Origin of the sequence: Enterobacter sp. 01-M-03-SI-ECC (assembly GCF_047530215.1) — a bacterium.
GTDB classification, from domain to species: domain Bacteria; phylum Pseudomonadota; class Gammaproteobacteria; order Enterobacterales; family Enterobacteriaceae; genus Enterobacter; species Enterobacter chengduensis.
This window is the reverse complement of sequence record NZ_JBLKDA010000009.1, coordinates 1-15,725: the sequence shown is the minus strand read 5'-3', so window position 1 is coordinate 15,725 and position 15,725 is coordinate 1. Positions and strand designations below refer to the sequence as shown.

General features: G+C 57.2%; 12 protein-coding genes and 1 pseudogene. 10 read left to right on the top strand and 3 right to left on the bottom strand.

The genetic code is table 11. The features are described from left to right. Positions 1–11 precede the first annotated feature (11 nt). The 3 genes from ycaR (at position 12) to ACMWKK_RS10570 (ending at position 1,969) form a co-directional block, all read left to right on the top strand. Entirely contained in the window at positions 12–194 is a 183-nt protein-coding gene (gene ycaR, locus ACMWKK_RS10580) for a protein YcaR (RefSeq protein ID WP_006174474.1), read from the top strand. After that, the gene (gene kdsB, locus ACMWKK_RS10575) at positions 191–937 is read left to right on the top strand and encodes a 3-deoxy-manno-octulosonate cytidylyltransferase (protein WP_045327236.1); all 747 of its coding nucleotides are present in this window, start codon (positions 191–193) and stop codon (positions 935–937) included. The genes ycaR and kdsB overlap by 4 nt, the downstream gene beginning before the upstream one ends. 138 nt (positions 938–1,075) lie before the next feature. Continuing rightward, positions 1,076–1,969: a YcbJ family phosphotransferase gene (locus ACMWKK_RS10570; RefSeq protein ID WP_045327234.1), complete on the top strand. Its 894-nt coding sequence runs from the start codon at positions 1,076–1,078 to the stop codon at positions 1,967–1,969. Here ACMWKK_RS10570 and elyC read toward each other — a convergent pair. Beyond that, a complete protein-coding gene (gene elyC / locus ACMWKK_RS10565; RefSeq protein WP_112781206.1) occupies positions 1,946–2,725 on the bottom strand; it encodes an envelope biogenesis factor ElyC in 780 nt (259 codons plus the stop codon). The two genes, ACMWKK_RS10570 and elyC, sit on opposite strands and share 24 nt — an antisense overlap. Positions 2,726–2,849: 124 nt before the next feature. On the opposite strand from elyC, the gene cmoM reads away from it, so the two are divergent. The 7 genes from cmoM (at position 2,850) to ACMWKK_RS10530 (ending at position 13,487) form a co-directional block, all read left to right on the top strand. Next, on the top strand, positions 2,850–3,629 hold the full coding sequence (gene cmoM, locus ACMWKK_RS10560; RefSeq protein ID WP_023311004.1) for a tRNA uridine 5-oxyacetic acid(34) methyltransferase CmoM: 780 nt from the start codon (positions 2,850–2,852) through the stop codon (positions 3,627–3,629). 3 nt (positions 3,630–3,632) lie between these two features. Continuing rightward, a complete protein-coding gene (gene mukF, locus ACMWKK_RS10555) occupies positions 3,633–4,955 on the top strand; it encodes a chromosome partition protein MukF (RefSeq protein WP_041910621.1) in 1,323 nt (440 codons plus the stop codon). After that, complete coding sequence (mukE, locus tag ACMWKK_RS10550) at positions 4,936–5,640, top strand: chromosome partition protein MukE (RefSeq protein WP_008499954.1); 705 nt, start codon at positions 4,936–4,938, stop codon at positions 5,638–5,640. Before mukF ends, mukE begins: the two co-directional genes overlap by 20 nt. Continuing rightward, positions 5,640–10,091, top strand: coding sequence for a chromosome partition protein MukB (gene mukB / locus ACMWKK_RS10545; RefSeq protein WP_045327228.1), 4,452 nt, complete (start codon positions 5,640–5,642; stop codon positions 10,089–10,091). Before mukE ends, mukB begins: the two co-directional genes overlap by 1 nt. 178 nt (positions 10,092–10,269) lie before the next feature. After that, positions 10,270–12,093 (top strand): L,D-transpeptidase, encoded by a 1,824-nt coding sequence (gene ldtD / locus ACMWKK_RS10540; RefSeq protein WP_112781205.1) that lies wholly within the window; start codon positions 10,270–10,272, stop codon positions 12,091–12,093. Between the two features lie 174 nt (positions 12,094–12,267). Then, the gene (locus ACMWKK_RS10535; protein ID WP_045327223.1) at positions 12,268–12,819 is read left to right on the top strand and encodes a YcbK family protein; all 552 of its coding nucleotides are present in this window, start codon (positions 12,268–12,270) and stop codon (positions 12,817–12,819) included. 20 nt (positions 12,820–12,839) lie between these two features. Continuing rightward, positions 12,840–13,487: an MBL fold metallo-hydrolase gene (locus ACMWKK_RS10530; RefSeq protein ID WP_112781204.1), complete on the top strand. Its 648-nt coding sequence runs from the start codon at positions 12,840–12,842 to the stop codon at positions 13,485–13,487. Positions 13,488–13,536: 49 nt separating this feature from the next. On the opposite strand, the gene aspC is transcribed toward ACMWKK_RS10530, so the two are convergent. Continuing rightward, positions 13,537–14,727: an aspartate transaminase gene (gene aspC, locus ACMWKK_RS10525; RefSeq protein ID WP_045327220.1), complete on the bottom strand. Its 1,191-nt coding sequence runs from the start codon at positions 14,725–14,727 to the stop codon at positions 13,537–13,539. A gap of 184 nt (positions 14,728–14,911) precedes the next feature. Further along, positions 14,912–15,607: pseudogene (locus ACMWKK_RS10520) on the bottom strand (porin); the annotation flags it as partial. Positions 15,608–15,725: the final 118 nt, after the last annotated feature.

The window sequence follows — 15,725 nt, the reverse complement described above, 5'->3', positions numbered from 1 at the left end:
ACGGAGGAACTATGGATCACCGTTTACTTGAAATAATTGCCTGCCCGGTGTGCAACGGCAAACTCTACTACAGCCAGGACAAGCAGGAGCTGATTTGCAAGCTGGACAGCCTCGCTTTCCCGCTGCGCGACGGCATTCCGGTACTGCTGGAAAATGAAGCGCGTTCCCTGGTGGCAGAAGAGAGCAAACCATGAGTTTTGTTGTCATTATTCCTGCGCGTTATGCCTCAACGCGCCTGCCGGGTAAACCGCTGGTGGACATCAACGGCAAGCCGATGATTGTGCACGTCCTTGAGCGTGCGCGTGAATCCGGTGCCGACCGCGTGATTGTCGCGACCGATCATCCTGACGTCGCCCGTGCGGTTGAGGCGGCAGGCGGTGAGGTGTGCATGACCCGCGCCGATCACCAGTCCGGCACCGAGCGTCTGGCGGAAGTGGTTGAGAAATGTGGCTTCAGTGACGATACGGTCATCGTAAACGTGCAGGGTGACGAGCCGATGATCCCGGCGGTGATTATCCGTCAGGTGGCAGAAAACCTGGCTCAGCGTCAGGTCGGAATGGCGACGCTCGCGGTGCCCATTCACCACGCGGAAGAGGCATTCAATCCGAATGCGGTGAAGGTGGTCATGGATGCCGAAGGCTACGCGCTCTATTTCTCCCGCGCCACGATCCCCTGGGATCGCGATCGCTTTGCGCTCTCTAAAGAGACCATCGGTGAAACCTTCCTGCGTCACATTGGGATCTACGGCTATCGGGCCGGTTTTATTCGTCGGTATGTGACCTGGGCGCCGAGTCCGCTTGAACATATCGAAATGCTGGAGCAGCTTCGCGTGCTCTGGTATGGCGAAAAAATTCACGTTGCCGTTGCCAGCGAAGTCCCTGGAACGGGCGTTGATACGCCGGAAGATCTTGAGCGCGTCCGCGCCGAACTGCGCTAATTTCGCCTTCATCCCTCCTGTCGGGGGGATGTTCTCTCTCTTTTCCCCCTTTCTTTCCCCTAATTGATCGCTTCCGGGTGACATCTTCCTTCAGGACGCTCATTATAAAAGCAGTAGTCTTAATGGGGGTAATCTCATATGGAACAGCTGCGTGCCGAACTTAGCCATCTGCTGGGTGAGAAATTAAGCCGGGTCGAATGCGTGAGCGAAAAGGCCGATACCGCGCTTTGGTCGTTATATGACAGTCAGGGCAACCCGATGCCGCTGATGGCCAGAAGCTTCACGTCACCCGGCGTTGCCAGGCAGCTTGCGTGGAAAATGTCGATGCTGGCGAGGGAGGGGACCGTCCGAATGCCGACGGTGTACGGCGTGATGACCCACGAGGAACACCCCGGTCCGGACGTACTGCTGATTGAGCGTTTACGGGGCGTGCCCGTTGAAGCACCCGCGCGCACGCCGGAGCGCTGGGAGCAGTTGAAAGATCAGATTGTTGAGGCGCTGCTGGCCTGGCACCGTCAGGATAGCCGCGGGCTTGTCGGCCCGGTCGACAGCACGCAGGAAAACCTGTGGCCGCTGTGGTATCGCCAGCGGGTGGAGGTCCTGTGGGGAACGCTAAACCAGTTCAACAATACCGGTTTGACCATGCAGGATAAACGCATTCTGTTTCGCACCCGCGAGTGCTTACCGGCGCTGTTCGACGGTTTTAATGACAACTGCGTTCTAATCCACGGTAATTTCACCCTGCGCAGCATGCTCAAAGACTCCCGCAGCGATCAGCTTCTGGCGATGTTAGGGCCGGGCATCATGCTGTGGGCGCCGCGCGAATATGAGCTGTTCAGGCTCAGCGACAGCGGGGCGGCGGAAGGTCTGCTGTGGCATTACCTTCAACGCGCCCCCGTTGCAGAAGCATTTCTCTGGCGGCGCTGGCTTTACCTGCTCTGGGACGAAGTCGCGCAGCTGGTAAACACCGGACGTTTTAACCGCGCAAACTTCGATCTGGCAGCAAAATCACTCCTGCCCTGGCTCGCCTGACGATCCTTTCAGCCACTGCCAGAGGCGTCCGAGCGTCTCGTAGCCGACGCGATCGCTATGCATCAGCCACGCCGGGGAGGGGATCGCCCGCTCCCACGGGTTGAGCGGTGCGTCGATGGCCATCTGGTTTGCCGGTGCCGGAAGCGGGTGCAGGCCCTGCTTCTCAAAGAAAATCATCGCGCGCGGCAGGTGCGAGGCGGAGGTCACCAGCAAGAACGGAACATCGCCAATCGCCTGCTTCACCGCAGCGGCCTCTTCTTCGGTATCTTTCGGGCTCTCCAGCGTGATGATTGAGGAGCGCGGTACGCCGAGGGATTCCGCGACCCTGGCACCCGCTTCAGCCGTGCTCACCGGGTTCGTTTTGGCCGCCGCGCCGGTGAAGATCATTTTTGATCCCGGGTTCGCCAGCCACAGGCGAATCCCTTCGTTTAGCCGCGGCAGGCTGTTATTGATCAGGTTCGAACTGGGCGCCCAGTCAGGGTCCCAGGTATATCCGCCGCCCAGCACCACGATGTACGCCACCTTCTGATTTCCCTGCCATGTCGGGTACTTATTTTCGATGGGACGTAACAGGCCATCCGCGACCGGTTGCAGGCTCAACAGCAGCAACACAAGCCAGCCGAGCGTGATAAGCGTTTTGCCACTTCTCTGAAAGCGGCTGAACCACACCAGCACCAGCCCCAGCGCGATGATAATGAGCAGCAGCGGAAGGGGAAGCATCATCCCTCCAATGTATTTCTTAAGGGTAAAAAGCATCCTTTTTGGTTCCTTTTTTGACCATATAGCAGGTGATTACCCGTGATATTACACCAGAGAGGTTCATTCTCCGCGCGGGTATGACAAAATAGCGGTTTTGCAGTTAGCGAGTGGAACTCTCCCAATGCGGGATCGCAATTTTGATGACATCGCGGAAAAGTTTTCGCGCAACATTTACGGCACCACGAAAGGGCAGCTCCGTCAGACGATCCTCTGGCAGGATCTGGACACCATTCTTGCCACCTTTGGCGGCCAGACGTTGCGCGTGCTGGACGCCGGTGGCGGTGAAGGGCAGACGGCGATAAAAATGGCCGAGCGCGGTCATCACGTCACGCTTTGCGATCTTTCTGCTGAAATGGTCGCCCGCGCGACCCGTGCGGCAGAAGAGAAAGGTGTGAGCGACAACATGCATTTTATACAATGCGCCGCTCAGGACATCGCCCAGCATTTGGAAACCCAGGTTGATCTGATATTGTTTCATGCGGTGCTGGAGTGGGTTGCCGATCCGCAAAGCGTGTTACAAACCCTGTGGTCGATGCTTCGCCCGGGCGGCACGCTGTCGCTGATGTTCTACAATGCTAACGGCTTCCTGATGCACAACATGGTTGCAGGAAACTTCGACTATGTTCAGGTCGGGATGCCCAAAAAGAAAAAGCGCACGCTTTCCCCGGACTATCCGCGCGATCCGCAGCAGGTTTACGGCTGGCTGGAAGCGATTGGCTGGCAGATTGTCGGGAAAACGGGCGTCAGGGTGTTTCATGATTATCTGCGTGAAAAACACAAACAGCGTGACTGTTTTGACACCTTAACAGAATTAGAAACGCGGTATTGCCGTCAAGAGCCTTTTATCAGCCTTGGCCGCTATATTCACGTCACCGCGCACAAGCCGCAGATGCAAGGATAACCTATGAGTGAATTTTCCCAGACAGTCCCCGAACTGGTTGCCTGGGCCAGGAAAAACGATTTCTCCATCTCGCTGCCGGTAGACAGACTCTCTTTCCTGCTGGCGGTTGCCACGCTGAACGGCGAACGGCTGGATGGCGAAATGAGCGAGGGTGAACTGGTGGATGCGTTCCGCCACGTCAGTGATGCGTTTGAGCAAACCAGCGAAACCATTAGCGTGCGTGCCAACAACGCGATCAACGATATGGTGCGTCAACGTCTGCTGAACCGCTTTACCAGCGAGCAGGCGGAAGGAAACGCCATCTATCGCCTGACGCCGCTGGGCATCGGCATCACCGATTACTATATTCGCCAGCGTGAATTTTCCACGCTGCGTCTTTCCATGCAGCTGTCGATCGTGGCGGGTGAGCTTAAGCGCGCCGCCGACGCGGCGGATGAAAACGGTGACGAATTCCACTGGCACCGTAACGTCTATGCCCCGCTGAAATATTCGGTGGCGGAAATCTTCGACAGCATCGATCTCACCCAGCGCCTGATGGACGAACAGCAGCAGCAGGTGAAAGACGATATCGCCCAGCTGCTGAACAAAGACTGGCGAGCGGCCATCTCCAGCTGTGAGCTTCTGCTGTCAGAAACCTCCGGCACGCTGCGTGAACTCCAGGATACGCTGGAAGCGGCAGGGGACAAGCTGCAGGCGAACCTGCTGCGCATTCAGGACGCGACGCTGGCGCATGACGATCTGCATTTTATCGACCGCCTGGTGTTCGACCTGCAGAGCAAGCTTGACCGCATCATCAGCTGGGGCCAGCAGTCTATCGACCTGTGGATCGGCTATGACCGACACGTGCATAAATTTATCCGTACCGCGATCGATATGGATAAAAACCGCGTCTTTGCCCAGCGTCTGCGCCAGTCGGTACAGACCTACTTCGATGCGCCGTGGGCGCTGACCTACGCCAACGCCGATCGTCTGCTGGATATGCGCGACGAAGAGATGGCGCTGCGCGATGAAGAGGTGACCGGTGAACTGCCGCCGGATCTGGAGTACGAAGAATTTAACGAAATTCGCGAGCAGCTTGCGGCGATGATCGAAGAACAGCTCGCGGTCTACAAAACCAGACAAGCGCCGCTGGATCTTGGGCTCGTGGTGCGCGACTATCTGGCGCAATATCCTCGCGCGCGCCACTTCGACGTTGCCCGCATTGTGGTAGACCAGGCGGTTCGCCTGGGTATCGCGCAAGCAGATTTCACCGGACTGCCGCCGAAGTGGCAGCCAATTAACGATTATGGAGCCAAGGTACAGGCGCATGTCATTGACAAATATTGAACAAGTGATGCCGGTTAAGCTGGCACAGGCGCTGGCGAATCCGTTATTTCCGGCGCTGGACAGCCAGCTGCGTGCCGGTCGTCACATTGGCTTAGACGAGCTGGATAATCACGCCTTTTTGATGGACTTCCAGGAGTACCTGGAAGAGTTTTACGCCCGCTACAACGTGGAGTTGATCCGCGCGCCGGAAGGCTTTTTCTACCTGCGCCCGCGCTCCACGACGCTGATCCCGCGTTCCGTGCTCTCCGAGCTGGATATGATGGTCGGCAAAATTCTTTGCTACCTCTACCTCAGCCCGGAACGTCTGGCGAATGAAGGCATCTTCACCCAGCAGGAACTTTACGACGAGCTGCTGACGCTGGCGGATGAGAGCAAGCTGCTCAAGCTGGTGAACAACCGCTCCACGGGGTCGGATCTTGACCGTCAGAAATTACAGGAAAAGGTGCGCTCTTCCCTGAACCGCCTGCGTCGCCTGGGGATGGTCTGGTTTATGGGCCACGACAGCAGCAAATTCCGCATCACGGAATCTGTCTTCCGCTTCGGCGCCGACGTGCGTGCTGGCGATGACGCGCGTGAAGCGCAGCTTCGCATGATCCGCGACGGTGAAGCGATGCCGGTGGAAAACCATTTGCAGCTCAATGATGAGCATGAAGAGAATCTGCCGGATAGCGGGGAGGAAGAGTAATGATTGAACGCGGTAAATTTCGCTCACTGACGCTGATTAACTGGAACGGCTTCTTCGCCCGAACGTTCGATCTGGACGAGCTGGTGACAACCCTCTCCGGCGGTAACGGTGCGGGTAAATCCACCACCATGGCGGCGTTTGTCACGGCGCTGATCCCTGACCTGACGCTGCTTCACTTCCGTAACACCACCGAAGCGGGCGCGACAAGCGGCTCTCGCGATAAGGGCCTGCACGGTAAGCTGAAAGCGGGCGTCTGTTATTCGGTTCTGGACGTCATTAACTCCCGTCATCAGCGCGTGGTCGTGGGCGTGCGCCTGCAGCAGGTTGCCGGTCGTGACCGTAAAGTGGATATCAAACCGTTTGCCATTCAGGGGCTGCCAACGTCCGTGCAGCCGACGGCGCTGCTGACGGAAACCCTGAACGAACGTCAGGCGCGCGTGCTGACGCTGCAGGAGCTGAAAGATAAGCTTGAAGCGATCGAAGGCGTGCAGTTCAAACAGTTCAACTCGATTACCGACTACCACTCGCTGATGTTCGATCTGGGCGTGGTGGCGCGTCGCCTGCGCACGGCATCAGACCGTAGCAAATACTACCGCCTGATCGAAGCGTCCCTGTACGGCGGGATCTCCAGCGCCATTACCCGCTCCCTGCGCGACTACCTGCTGCCGGAAAACAGCGGCGTGCGTAAGGCCTTCCAGGATATGGAAGCGGCGCTGCGTGAAAACCGCATGACGCTGGAAGCGATTCGCGTGACCCAGTCGGACCGTGACCTCTTTAAACACCTGATCAGCGAAGCCACCAACTACGTGGCCGCAGACTACATGCGCCACGCCAACGAGCGCCGCGTGCATCTCGATCAGGCATTAGAATACCGTCGCGAGCTGTTTACCTCCCGCAAACAGCTGGTGGCCGAGCAGTACAAGCACGTCGAAATGGCGCGCGAGCTGGGCGAGCACAACGGTGCCGAGGGCGATCTGGAAGCCGACTATCAGGCCGCCAGCGATCACCTGAACCTGGTGCAGACCGCGCTGCGTCAGCAGGAAAAAATCGAGCGCTATGAAGCGGACCTCGACGAGCTGCAGATCCGTCTCGAAGAGCAGAATGAAGTGGTGGCCGAAGCCGCCGAGATGCAGGAAGAGAACGAAGCCCGCGCCGAAGCCGCCGAGCTGGAAGTGGATGAGCTGAAAAGCCAGCTTGCCGATTACCAGCAGGCGCTTGACGTGCAGCAGACGCGAGCGATTCAGTACAATCAGGCACTGCAGGCGTTACAGCGCGCGAAAGAGCTGTGCCATCTGCCTGACCTGACGCCGGAAAGCGCCGACGAGTGGCTGGACACCTTCCATGCCAAAGAGCAGGAAGCGACCGAGAAACTGCTGTCCCTCGAACAGAAAATGAGCGTTGCGCAAACGGCGCACAGCCAGTTTGAGCAGGCCTATCAGCTGGTGGTGGCGATTAACGGCCCGCTGGCGCGTAACGAAGCCTGGGACGTTGCCCGTGAACTTCTGCGCGACGGCGTCAACCAGCGCCATCTGGCGGAACAGGTTCAGCCGCTGCGCATGCGTCTGAACGAGCTGGAGCAGCGCCTGCGCGAGCAGCAGGAAGCCGAGCGTCTGCTGGCGGAATTCTGCAAGCGTCAGGGAAAACATTACGATTTCGACGAGCTCGAGGCCCTGCATCAGGAACTCGAGGCGCGTATTGCGGCCCTGTCCGATACCGTATCAAACGCCAGCGAACAGCGCATGACGCTGCGTCAGGAACTGGAGCAGATTCAGGCTCGTTCGAAGAGGCTCCTGGAGCGTGCGCCGGTCTGGCTGGCAGCGCAAAGCAGCCTGAACCAGCTTGGCGAACAGTGCGGCGAGCAGTTCGAATCCAGTCAGGAAGTGACCGAATACCTTCAGCAGCTGCTGGAGCGCGAGCGCGAGGCCATCGTTGAGCGTGACGAGGTGGGCGCCCGCAAGCGCGACGTCGACGACGAAATTGAGCGCTTAAGCCAGCCGGGTGGCTCGGAAGATCCGCGCCTGAATGCGCTGGCCGAGCGTTTTGGCGGCGTGCTGCTGTCCGAGATTTATGACGATGTTGGCCTTGACGATGCGCCGTACTTCTCCGCGCTGTACGGTCCATCCCGTAACGCGATTGTGGTTCCGGATCTGTCGCTGATTTCCGAGCAGCTTGCCGGTCTGGAAGATTGCCCGGAAGATCTCTACCTGATCGAAGGGGATCCGCAGTCGTTCGATGACAGCGTATTCAGCGTCGACGAGCTGGAAAAAGCGGTGGTAGTGAAAATCGCCGACCGTCAGTGGCGTTACTCCCGCTTCCCCGAGCTGCCGCTGTTTGGCCGCGCCGCGCGCGAAAGCCGCATCGAAAGCCTCCACGCCGAGCGTGAAACGCTGTCGGAACGTTTTGCGACCCTGTCGTTTGACGTGCAGAAAACCCAACGCCTGCATCAGGCGTTCAGCCGCTTTATCGGCAGCCATCTTGCCGTAGCGTTTGAAGCAGACCCGGAAGCCGAAATCCGCAAGCTCAACACCCGCCGTGGCGAGCTGGAGCGGGCCATTGCCAGCCATGAAAGTGACAACCAGCAAAGCCGCGTTCAGTTTGAACAGGCGAAAGAGGGCGTCGCTGCCCTTAACCGCATCCTGCCGCGCCTGAATCTGCTGGCGGATGACACGCTGGCCGATCGCGTGGATGAAATTCAGGAGCGTCTGGATGAAGCGCAGGAAGCCGCGCGCTTCGTCCAGCAGCACGGCAATCAGCTGGCGAAGCTGGAGCCCGTCGTCTCTGTCCTGCAGAGCGACCCGGAACAGTTCGAGCAGTTAAAAGAGGATTACGCCTGGTCGCAGCAGGTGCAGCGTGAAGCGCGTCAGCAGGCGTTTGCCCTGACGGAAGTGGTGCAGCGTCGGGCCCACTTTGGCTACTCCGATTCGGCTGAAATGCTGAGCGGTAACAGCGACCTGAACGAAAAACTGCGTCAGCGCCTTGAGCAGGCGGAAGCGGAACGTACTCGCGCCCGCGAAGCAATGCGCAGCCATTCTGCGCAATTGAACCAGTACAACCAGGTGCTGGCCTCGCTGAAAAGCTCCTTCGACACCAAGAAAGAGCTGTTAAACGACCTGCAGAAAGAGCTTCAGGATATCGGCGTCCGTGCAGACAGCGGGGCGGAAGAGCGCGCGCGTATTCGTCGTGACGAGCTGCATTCACAGCTCAGCAATAACCGTGCGCGTCGTAATCAGCTCGAAAAAGCGTTGACCTTCTGCGAAGCGGAAATGGATAACCTGACCCGTCGCCTGCGCAAGCTGGAGCGCGATTATCACGAAATGCGCGAGCAGGTCGTGACCGCGAAGGCGGGCTGGTGCGCGGTGATGCGCATGGTGAAAGACAACAACGTTGAGCGTCGCCTGCACCGTCGCGAGCTAGCGTATCTCTCCGCCGATGAGCTGCGCTCCATGTCGGATAAGGCGCTGGGTGCGCTGCGTCTGGCGGTGGCGGATAACGAACATCTGCGCGATGTGCTGCGCATGTCGGAAGATCCAAAACGTCCGGAACGTAAAATTCAGTTCTTTGTGGCGGTTTATCAGCACCTGCGCGAGCGTATTCGTCAGGACATCATCCGTACCGACGATCCGGTTGAAGCCATCGAACAGATGGAAATCGAGCTGGGGCGTCTGACGGAAGAGCTGACCTCCCGCGAGCAGAAGCTGGCGATCAGCTCCCGCAGCGTGGCGAACATCATTCGCAAAACCATTCAGCGCGAGCAGAACCGTATCCGCCAGCTGAACCAGGGGCTGCAGAGCGTGTCGTTTGGCCAGGTGAACAGCGTGCGCCTTAACGTCAACGTGCGCGAAGCCCACGCGACGCTGCTGGACGTGCTTTCTGAACAGCACGAGCAGCATCAGGACCTGTTCAACAGCAACCGTCTGACCTTCTCCGAAGCGCTGGCGAAGCTGTATCAGCGCCTGAACCCGCAAATTGATATGGGGCAACGTACGCCGCAAACCATCGGTGAAGAGCTGCTCGACTACCGTAACTACCTGGAAATGGAAGTTGAGGTAAACCGTGGCTCAGACGGCTGGCTGCGGGCGGAATCCGGGGCGCTCTCTACCGGTGAAGCGATCGGTACCGGGATGTCCATTCTGGTGATGGTCGTGCAGAGTTGGGAAGATGAAGCGCGCCGCCTGCGCGGGAAAGACATCTCCCCATGCCGACTGCTGTTCCTGGATGAGGCGGCGCGTCTTGACGCCCGCTCCATTGCCACGCTGTTCGAGCTGTGCGAACGTCTCGATATGCAGCTCATTATCGCGGCGCCGGAAAACATCAGCCCCGAGAAGGGCACCACCTACAAGCTGGTACGTAAAGTGTTCCAGAACAGCGAACACGTTCACGTTGTGGGGCTGCGTGGCTTCGCGCCGCAGCCGCCAGAATCATTGCCGGAAACCACGGCTGACGCTTCCTGAAGCGTCTTCTGACCCTAAGCGGCGCTCTGGCGCCGCTTTTTTTTTAAACTTAACTTGTGCTTAGGGCTGCGTTATCTTTAAACTTCTTTACATAAGGTAAGGCAACAGCTTAGCCGTCTACCTATAATGAAAGAAAGCCCCAACGTGATGGGCATGTCGTGAAAACAGGGGGCAAGGGATGTTGCTTAAGAAAAAATGTGGTCGTCAGCTGTCTGCGCTGAGCTTATGCCTGGCAGTGACGTTTGCTCCACTGTTAACCGCCCAGGCCGACGAGCCTGAAATTGTGCCGAATGACAGCTCGGCAACGACTGGCGCGCAGCCAACGTCGTTGTCCCAGCCGCTGGAGCAGTCTCCGGCGACGGCCATCATGGCCGGGATTAAGCCGCTGCCGGAAGGCATCGACGCCGAATCGCTCAGCCAGCAGCTGCAGTCAGGGCTGCCGTCAGGCTACACGCCTGTCTATATCAATCCGCTCACGCTCCTTTACGCTGCCCGCGATATGAAACCGATGTGGGAAAACCGTGATGCCGTGCGCGCCTTCCAGCAGCAGCTGGCGGAGGTCGCCATCGCAGGGTTCCAGCCGCAGTTTACAAAGTGGGTTGAGCTGTTAACCGATCCTGCCGTTACCGGGCAGGCGCGGGACGTGGTGCTTTCCGATGCCATGATGGGCTATCTGCAGTTCGTGGCGGGCATTCCGGTCAACGGCAACCGCTGGCTCTACAGCGATAGGCCATACAAGCTGGCGACGCCCGCGCTGTCGGTGATTAACCAGTGGCAGTTAGCTCTGGACAATGGCGATCTGCCGCGCTTTATTGCCAGCCTCGCACCGGCGCATCCACACTATGCCACCCTTCACCAGTCGCTCCTCGCGCTGGTGGGCGACTCGCGTCCGTGGCCGCAAATGCGCGGCACCGCGACGCTGCGTCCGGGACAGTGGAGCAGCGACGTGCCAGCCCTGCGCGAGATCCTGACGCGCTCCGGTCTTCTTGATGGCGGGCCGCATATCGCCTTACCCGGCGACGATCCGCAAAGCGCGGTGGTGAGTCCGTCAGCCCCCGTGAAAGAGAAAAAAGTGATTGCCGTCAGCAATAAACCTGCGGCATACGATCGCGAGCTGGTTGCGGCGGTTAAACAATTCCAGGCCGCCCAGGGGCTGGGTGCCGATGGCGTCATTGGCCAGACGACGCGCGACTGGCTGAACGTATCGCCTGCGCAGCGGGCAGGGGTGCTGGCGCTCAACATTCAGCGTTTGCGCCTGCTGCCGGGAACGCTCTCGACCGGGATTATGGTTAACATTCCGGCGTATTCCCTGGTTTATTATCAGGATGGTAGCGAAAAGCTGGCGTCGCGCGTGATTGTCGGGCGTCCGGATCGTAAAACACCGATGATGAGCAGCGCGTTAAATAACGTGGTGGTTAACCCGCCGTGGAACGTGCCGCCGACCCTGGCGCGTAAAGACATTCTGCCGAAGGTCTGGAACGATCCGGGGTATCTGGAGCGTCATGGCTATACGGTGATGCGCGGCTGGAACAGCAAAGAGGCCATCGATCCTTATATGGTCGACTGGTCGACGATCACCGCGTCGAATCTGCCGTTCCGCTTCCAGCAGGCTCCCGGGGCGCATAACTCGTTAGGGCGCTACAAATTCAATATGCCGAGTTCAGATGCTATCTATCTGCACGATACGCCGAACCACAACCTGTTCCAGAAAGATACGCGCGCGCTGAGCTCTGGCTGCGTGCGCGTGAACAAAGCCTCGGAGCTGGCCAATATGCTGTTGCAGGATGCGGGCTGGAACGATACGCGCATCTCGGATGCCCTGAAGCAGGGGGACACGCGTTACGTTAATATTCGCCACAATATTCCGGTCAATCTTTACTATCTGACGGCGTTTGTGGGCGAAGACGGGCGCACCCAGTATCGTACAGATATTTACAATTATGATCTCACCGCGCGATCCGGCGCACAAATTTTGCCAAAAGCGGAACAATTAATCAGGTAAATGAAGTAGTTCGGGAAAAATGATTGTCGTAAGTTATGGTGAATAAGGGGCGATATCGCTGCAAGCCGCGTATTCACTGGGGTTGGGCGCCTTGACGTACCCGGTTTTGCCAGTTAAGGTGCCCTTCGTGCGCTAAGCATATTACGATTTCTTTTACCTGTAGACCTGATTATCATGGACAAATTTGACGCTAATCGCCGCAAACTGCTGGCGTTAGGTGGTGTTGCGCTTGGCGCAGCGGCCATCTTGCCGACGCCAGCATTTGCCACCCTCTCGACACCTCGTCCGCGAATTTTAACGCTCAACAATCTGCATACCGGTGAGTCGTTAAAAGCGGAGTTTTTCGATGGCAGAGGCTATATTCAGGATGAATTAGCAAGACTTAACCATTTTTTCCGTGATTTCCGCGCGAATAAAATAAAAGCCATCGATCCAGGACTGTTTGATCAGCTTTTCCGCCTTCAGGGCCTGCTGGGCACCAGCAAGCCGGTGCAGCTCATTTCTGGCTATCGCTCGATTGATACCAATAATGAACTGCGCGCCCGTAGCCGTGGGGTAGCAAAACAAAGCTATCACACGAAGGGACAGGCAATGGATTTCCATATTGAAGGCGTTTCGTTAGCCAATATTCGCAAAGCCGCGTTATCTATGCGCGCAGGTGGTGTAGGATATTACCCCAGCAGCAACTTTGTGCATATTGATACCGGTCCGGTTCGGCACTGGTAATAACGAAACACAGGAGCAGTATGAACTATCGTATTATTCCGGTTACCGCGTTCTCCCAGAATTGTTCACTCATCTGGTGCGAACAGACTAAACTGGCCGCGCTTGTCGATCCCGGCGGTGACGCTGAGAAAATCAAGCAGGAAGTCGCCGACAGCGGCGTGACGCTCATGCAGATTCTACTGACGCATGGCCATCTCGACCATGTAGGCGCAGCGGCTGAACTGGCTGCACACTACGGCGTGCCGATTATCGGTCCGGAAAAAGAAGATGAGTTCTGGCTGCAGGGGTTACCTGCTCAAAGCCGCATGTTTGGCCTGGATGAGTGTCAACCGCTGACGCCCGATCGCTGGCTGAATGAGGGAGAGCGTATTAACGTAGGGAATGTGACTTTACAGGTGTTGCATTGTCCTGGGCATACGCCAGGCCATATCGTCTTCTTTGATGACCAGTCCCGTCTGCTGATTTCCGGCGATGTGATTTTCAAAGGTGGCGTAGGACGCAGCGATTTCCCGCGCGGCGACCACGGGCAGCTGATACAGTCGATCAAACAGAAGTTGTTGCCGCTGGGCGATGACGTGACGTTTATCCCTGGGCACGGCCCGATGTCGACGCTGGGCTATGAACGGCTCCATAATCCGTTCCTTCAGGATGAAATGCCTGTCTGGTAACCAGAATAAAAAAAAGCCTGCATAACGCAGGCTTTTTTATGAGCGCAAATTACAGTACGGCGACAATCGCTTCGCACAGTGGCGCCATGTTGTCAGGCGTCATGCCTGCCACGTTCACGCGACCAGACGCCACGGCGTAAACGCCAAACTCTTCACGTAGACGCAGAACCTGCTCTTTGGTCAGGCCGCTGAAAGAGAACATGCCGTTCTGTTTGATGATAAAGCTGAAGTCGCGGTTCGCGCCTTTCTCAGCCAGGGTGTTCACAAACAGCAGGCGCATGCGCTGAATACGCTGACGCATATCGTTCAGCTCTTGTTCCCAGATCGCGCGCAGCGCATCGTTGCTCAGGATAGTGGCAACAACCGACGCACCGTGTGCCGGTGGGTTAGAGTAGTTCGCGCGGATAACCGATTTCATCTGGCTGAACGCGCGGTCAACGGTCTCTTCGTTAGCGGCAACCAGCGTACAGGCACCCACACGCTCGTTGTACAGACCGAAGTTCTTGGAATAGGAGCTGGCAACGATCAGCTCCTGATGCACAGCGGCGAACGCGCGCAGGCCTTCAGCATCTTCTTCCAGACCGCGGGCGAAGCCCTGATAGGCGAAGTCAAACAGCGGCAGCCAGCCTTTTTCTACGGACAGCTTCGCCAGGTGTTCCCACTGCTCAAGCGTAGGATCGATACCGGTTGGGTTGTGGCAGCAGCCGTGGAACAGCACCACGTCGCCCGCCTGCGCTTCGCTCAGGCTTGCCAGCAGGCCGTCAAAGTCGAGAGCGTGGTTTGCCGCGTCGTAGTAGGCATATTCACGCACGTCCAGACCCGCAGAGTTAAACACGCTCTTGTGGTTTGGCCAGCTTGGGTTGCTTACCCAGACACGCTTAACCGAGGTGTTTTTCGCCAGGAAATCCGCCGCCACGCGCAGCGCACCGGTACCGCCTGGGGTCTGTGCTGTACGGGCACGTTTGTCACTCACAATTGCGCTACCTTTACCGAACAGCAGCTCCTGAGTGCAGCGACCAAATTCAGGGATACCATCAATACCGAGGTAGTTTTTGGTGGTTTCGTTTTCCAGCAGATACTGCTCGGCTTTCTTAACGCTGGTCAGTACCGGAGTTTTGCCGGTTTCATCTTTATATACACCAATACCCAGGTTGATTTTGCCAGGGCGGTCGTCGGCACGAAACAGATCGGCCAGGCCCAGAATCGGGTCGGCAGGAGCGGCGGTAATGTTCTCAAACATGACGAAGTTCCATTGTGATTACAGAAGTGAAATCCGCTATCAGGTTAACGGTAGATTTACAAAATGCCAACCGTTTGCGACGAAAAGCGTGCGGCTTTTCAAAAGTCGCCATTATTTTCTGTCACGCATAAAAAAACAGGGCCGAAGCCCTGTTCATTAAGCATATAACATCGTGGTGTACGGATTAGAACTGGTAGGTAACAGCCATTGCAACCTGGTCGTCTTTACCGTTCACGATACCAACGCTACGAGAGTAGTCGGTGTCGTCGATCAGGTTCAGCTGGTAGTCAACATAGATGTTGAAGTTTTTGTTGAAGTAGTAGGTCGCACCCAGTTCAACAAATTTCTGCAGGTCGGCATCGCCGCCGGAGAAGGTGCCACGCTGAGACAGGTTTTTACCTTTAGACTGAACGTAGGACACGGAAGGACGCAGACCGAAGTCAAACTGGTACTGAGCGATCACTTCGAAGTTCTGAGTTTTGTTCGCGAAGGAGCCGTCAGCTTCACGGGTCATGTTGCGGGTTTCCGCGTAGGTGGTTGCCAGGTAGATGTTGTTCGCATCGTACTTAGCACCCACAGCCCATGCCTCTGCTTTCTCGCCTTTATCATCAAGGGTCTGCAAGTTAGTACGGTCGGAGTTGCTGTATGCACCGATCAGGCCAAAACCTTCACCGAATTCATAGCCCAGAGAAGTACCGAAACCGTCACCGTTAGCGGTTCTAACGTCGGTACGCTCGTTTTTACCCTGATACTGCAGACCCAGGCTCAGACCGTCAACCAGACCGAAGAAGTCAGAGTTACGGTAGGTCAGAACGCCAGTGGTACGGCCAGTCATGAAGTTATCAGAGTAGTTAGCCCAGGTCATACCGGAGAAGGATGTACTGCACCCATTTTGTTGGACGATGAAATGGAATAGTCCCTGATATGTCAAAGCCAAAATACCCCTTCGAAAAGCGCCTTGAAGTCGTGAATCACTACTTCACAACTGATGATGGTTA

What these genes read in the sequence shown, in the direction of transcription:
- elyC (WP_112781206.1), bottom strand. Translation starts at nt 2,725, where the DNA reads ATGCTTTTTACCCTTAAGAAATACATTGGAGGGATGATGCTTCCCCTT.
- mukB (WP_045327228.1), top strand. Translation starts at nt 5,640, where the DNA reads ATGATTGAACGCGGTAAATTTCGCTCACTGACGCTGATTAACTGGAAC.
- ACMWKK_RS10570 (WP_045327234.1), top strand. Translation starts at nt 1,076, where the DNA reads ATGGAACAGCTGCGTGCCGAACTTAGCCATCTGCTGGGTGAGAAATTA.
- ACMWKK_RS10530 (WP_112781204.1), top strand. Translation starts at nt 12,840, where the DNA reads ATGAACTATCGTATTATTCCGGTTACCGCGTTCTCCCAGAATTGTTCA.
- mukE (WP_008499954.1), top strand. Translation starts at nt 4,936, where the DNA reads ATGTCATTGACAAATATTGAACAAGTGATGCCGGTTAAGCTGGCACAG.
- mukF (WP_041910621.1), top strand. Translation starts at nt 3,633, where the DNA reads ATGAGTGAATTTTCCCAGACAGTCCCCGAACTGGTTGCCTGGGCCAGG.
- ldtD (WP_112781205.1), top strand. Translation starts at nt 10,270, where the DNA reads ATGTTGCTTAAGAAAAAATGTGGTCGTCAGCTGTCTGCGCTGAGCTTA.
- aspC (WP_045327220.1), bottom strand. Translation starts at nt 14,727, where the DNA reads ATGTTTGAGAACATTACCGCCGCTCCTGCCGACCCGATTCTGGGCCTG.
- ycaR (WP_006174474.1), top strand. Translation starts at nt 12, where the DNA reads ATGGATCACCGTTTACTTGAAATAATTGCCTGCCCGGTGTGCAACGGC.
- ACMWKK_RS10535 (WP_045327223.1), top strand. Translation starts at nt 12,268, where the DNA reads ATGGACAAATTTGACGCTAATCGCCGCAAACTGCTGGCGTTAGGTGGT.
- cmoM (WP_023311004.1), top strand. Translation starts at nt 2,850, where the DNA reads ATGCGGGATCGCAATTTTGATGACATCGCGGAAAAGTTTTCGCGCAAC.
- kdsB (WP_045327236.1), top strand. Translation starts at nt 191, where the DNA reads ATGAGTTTTGTTGTCATTATTCCTGCGCGTTATGCCTCAACGCGCCTG.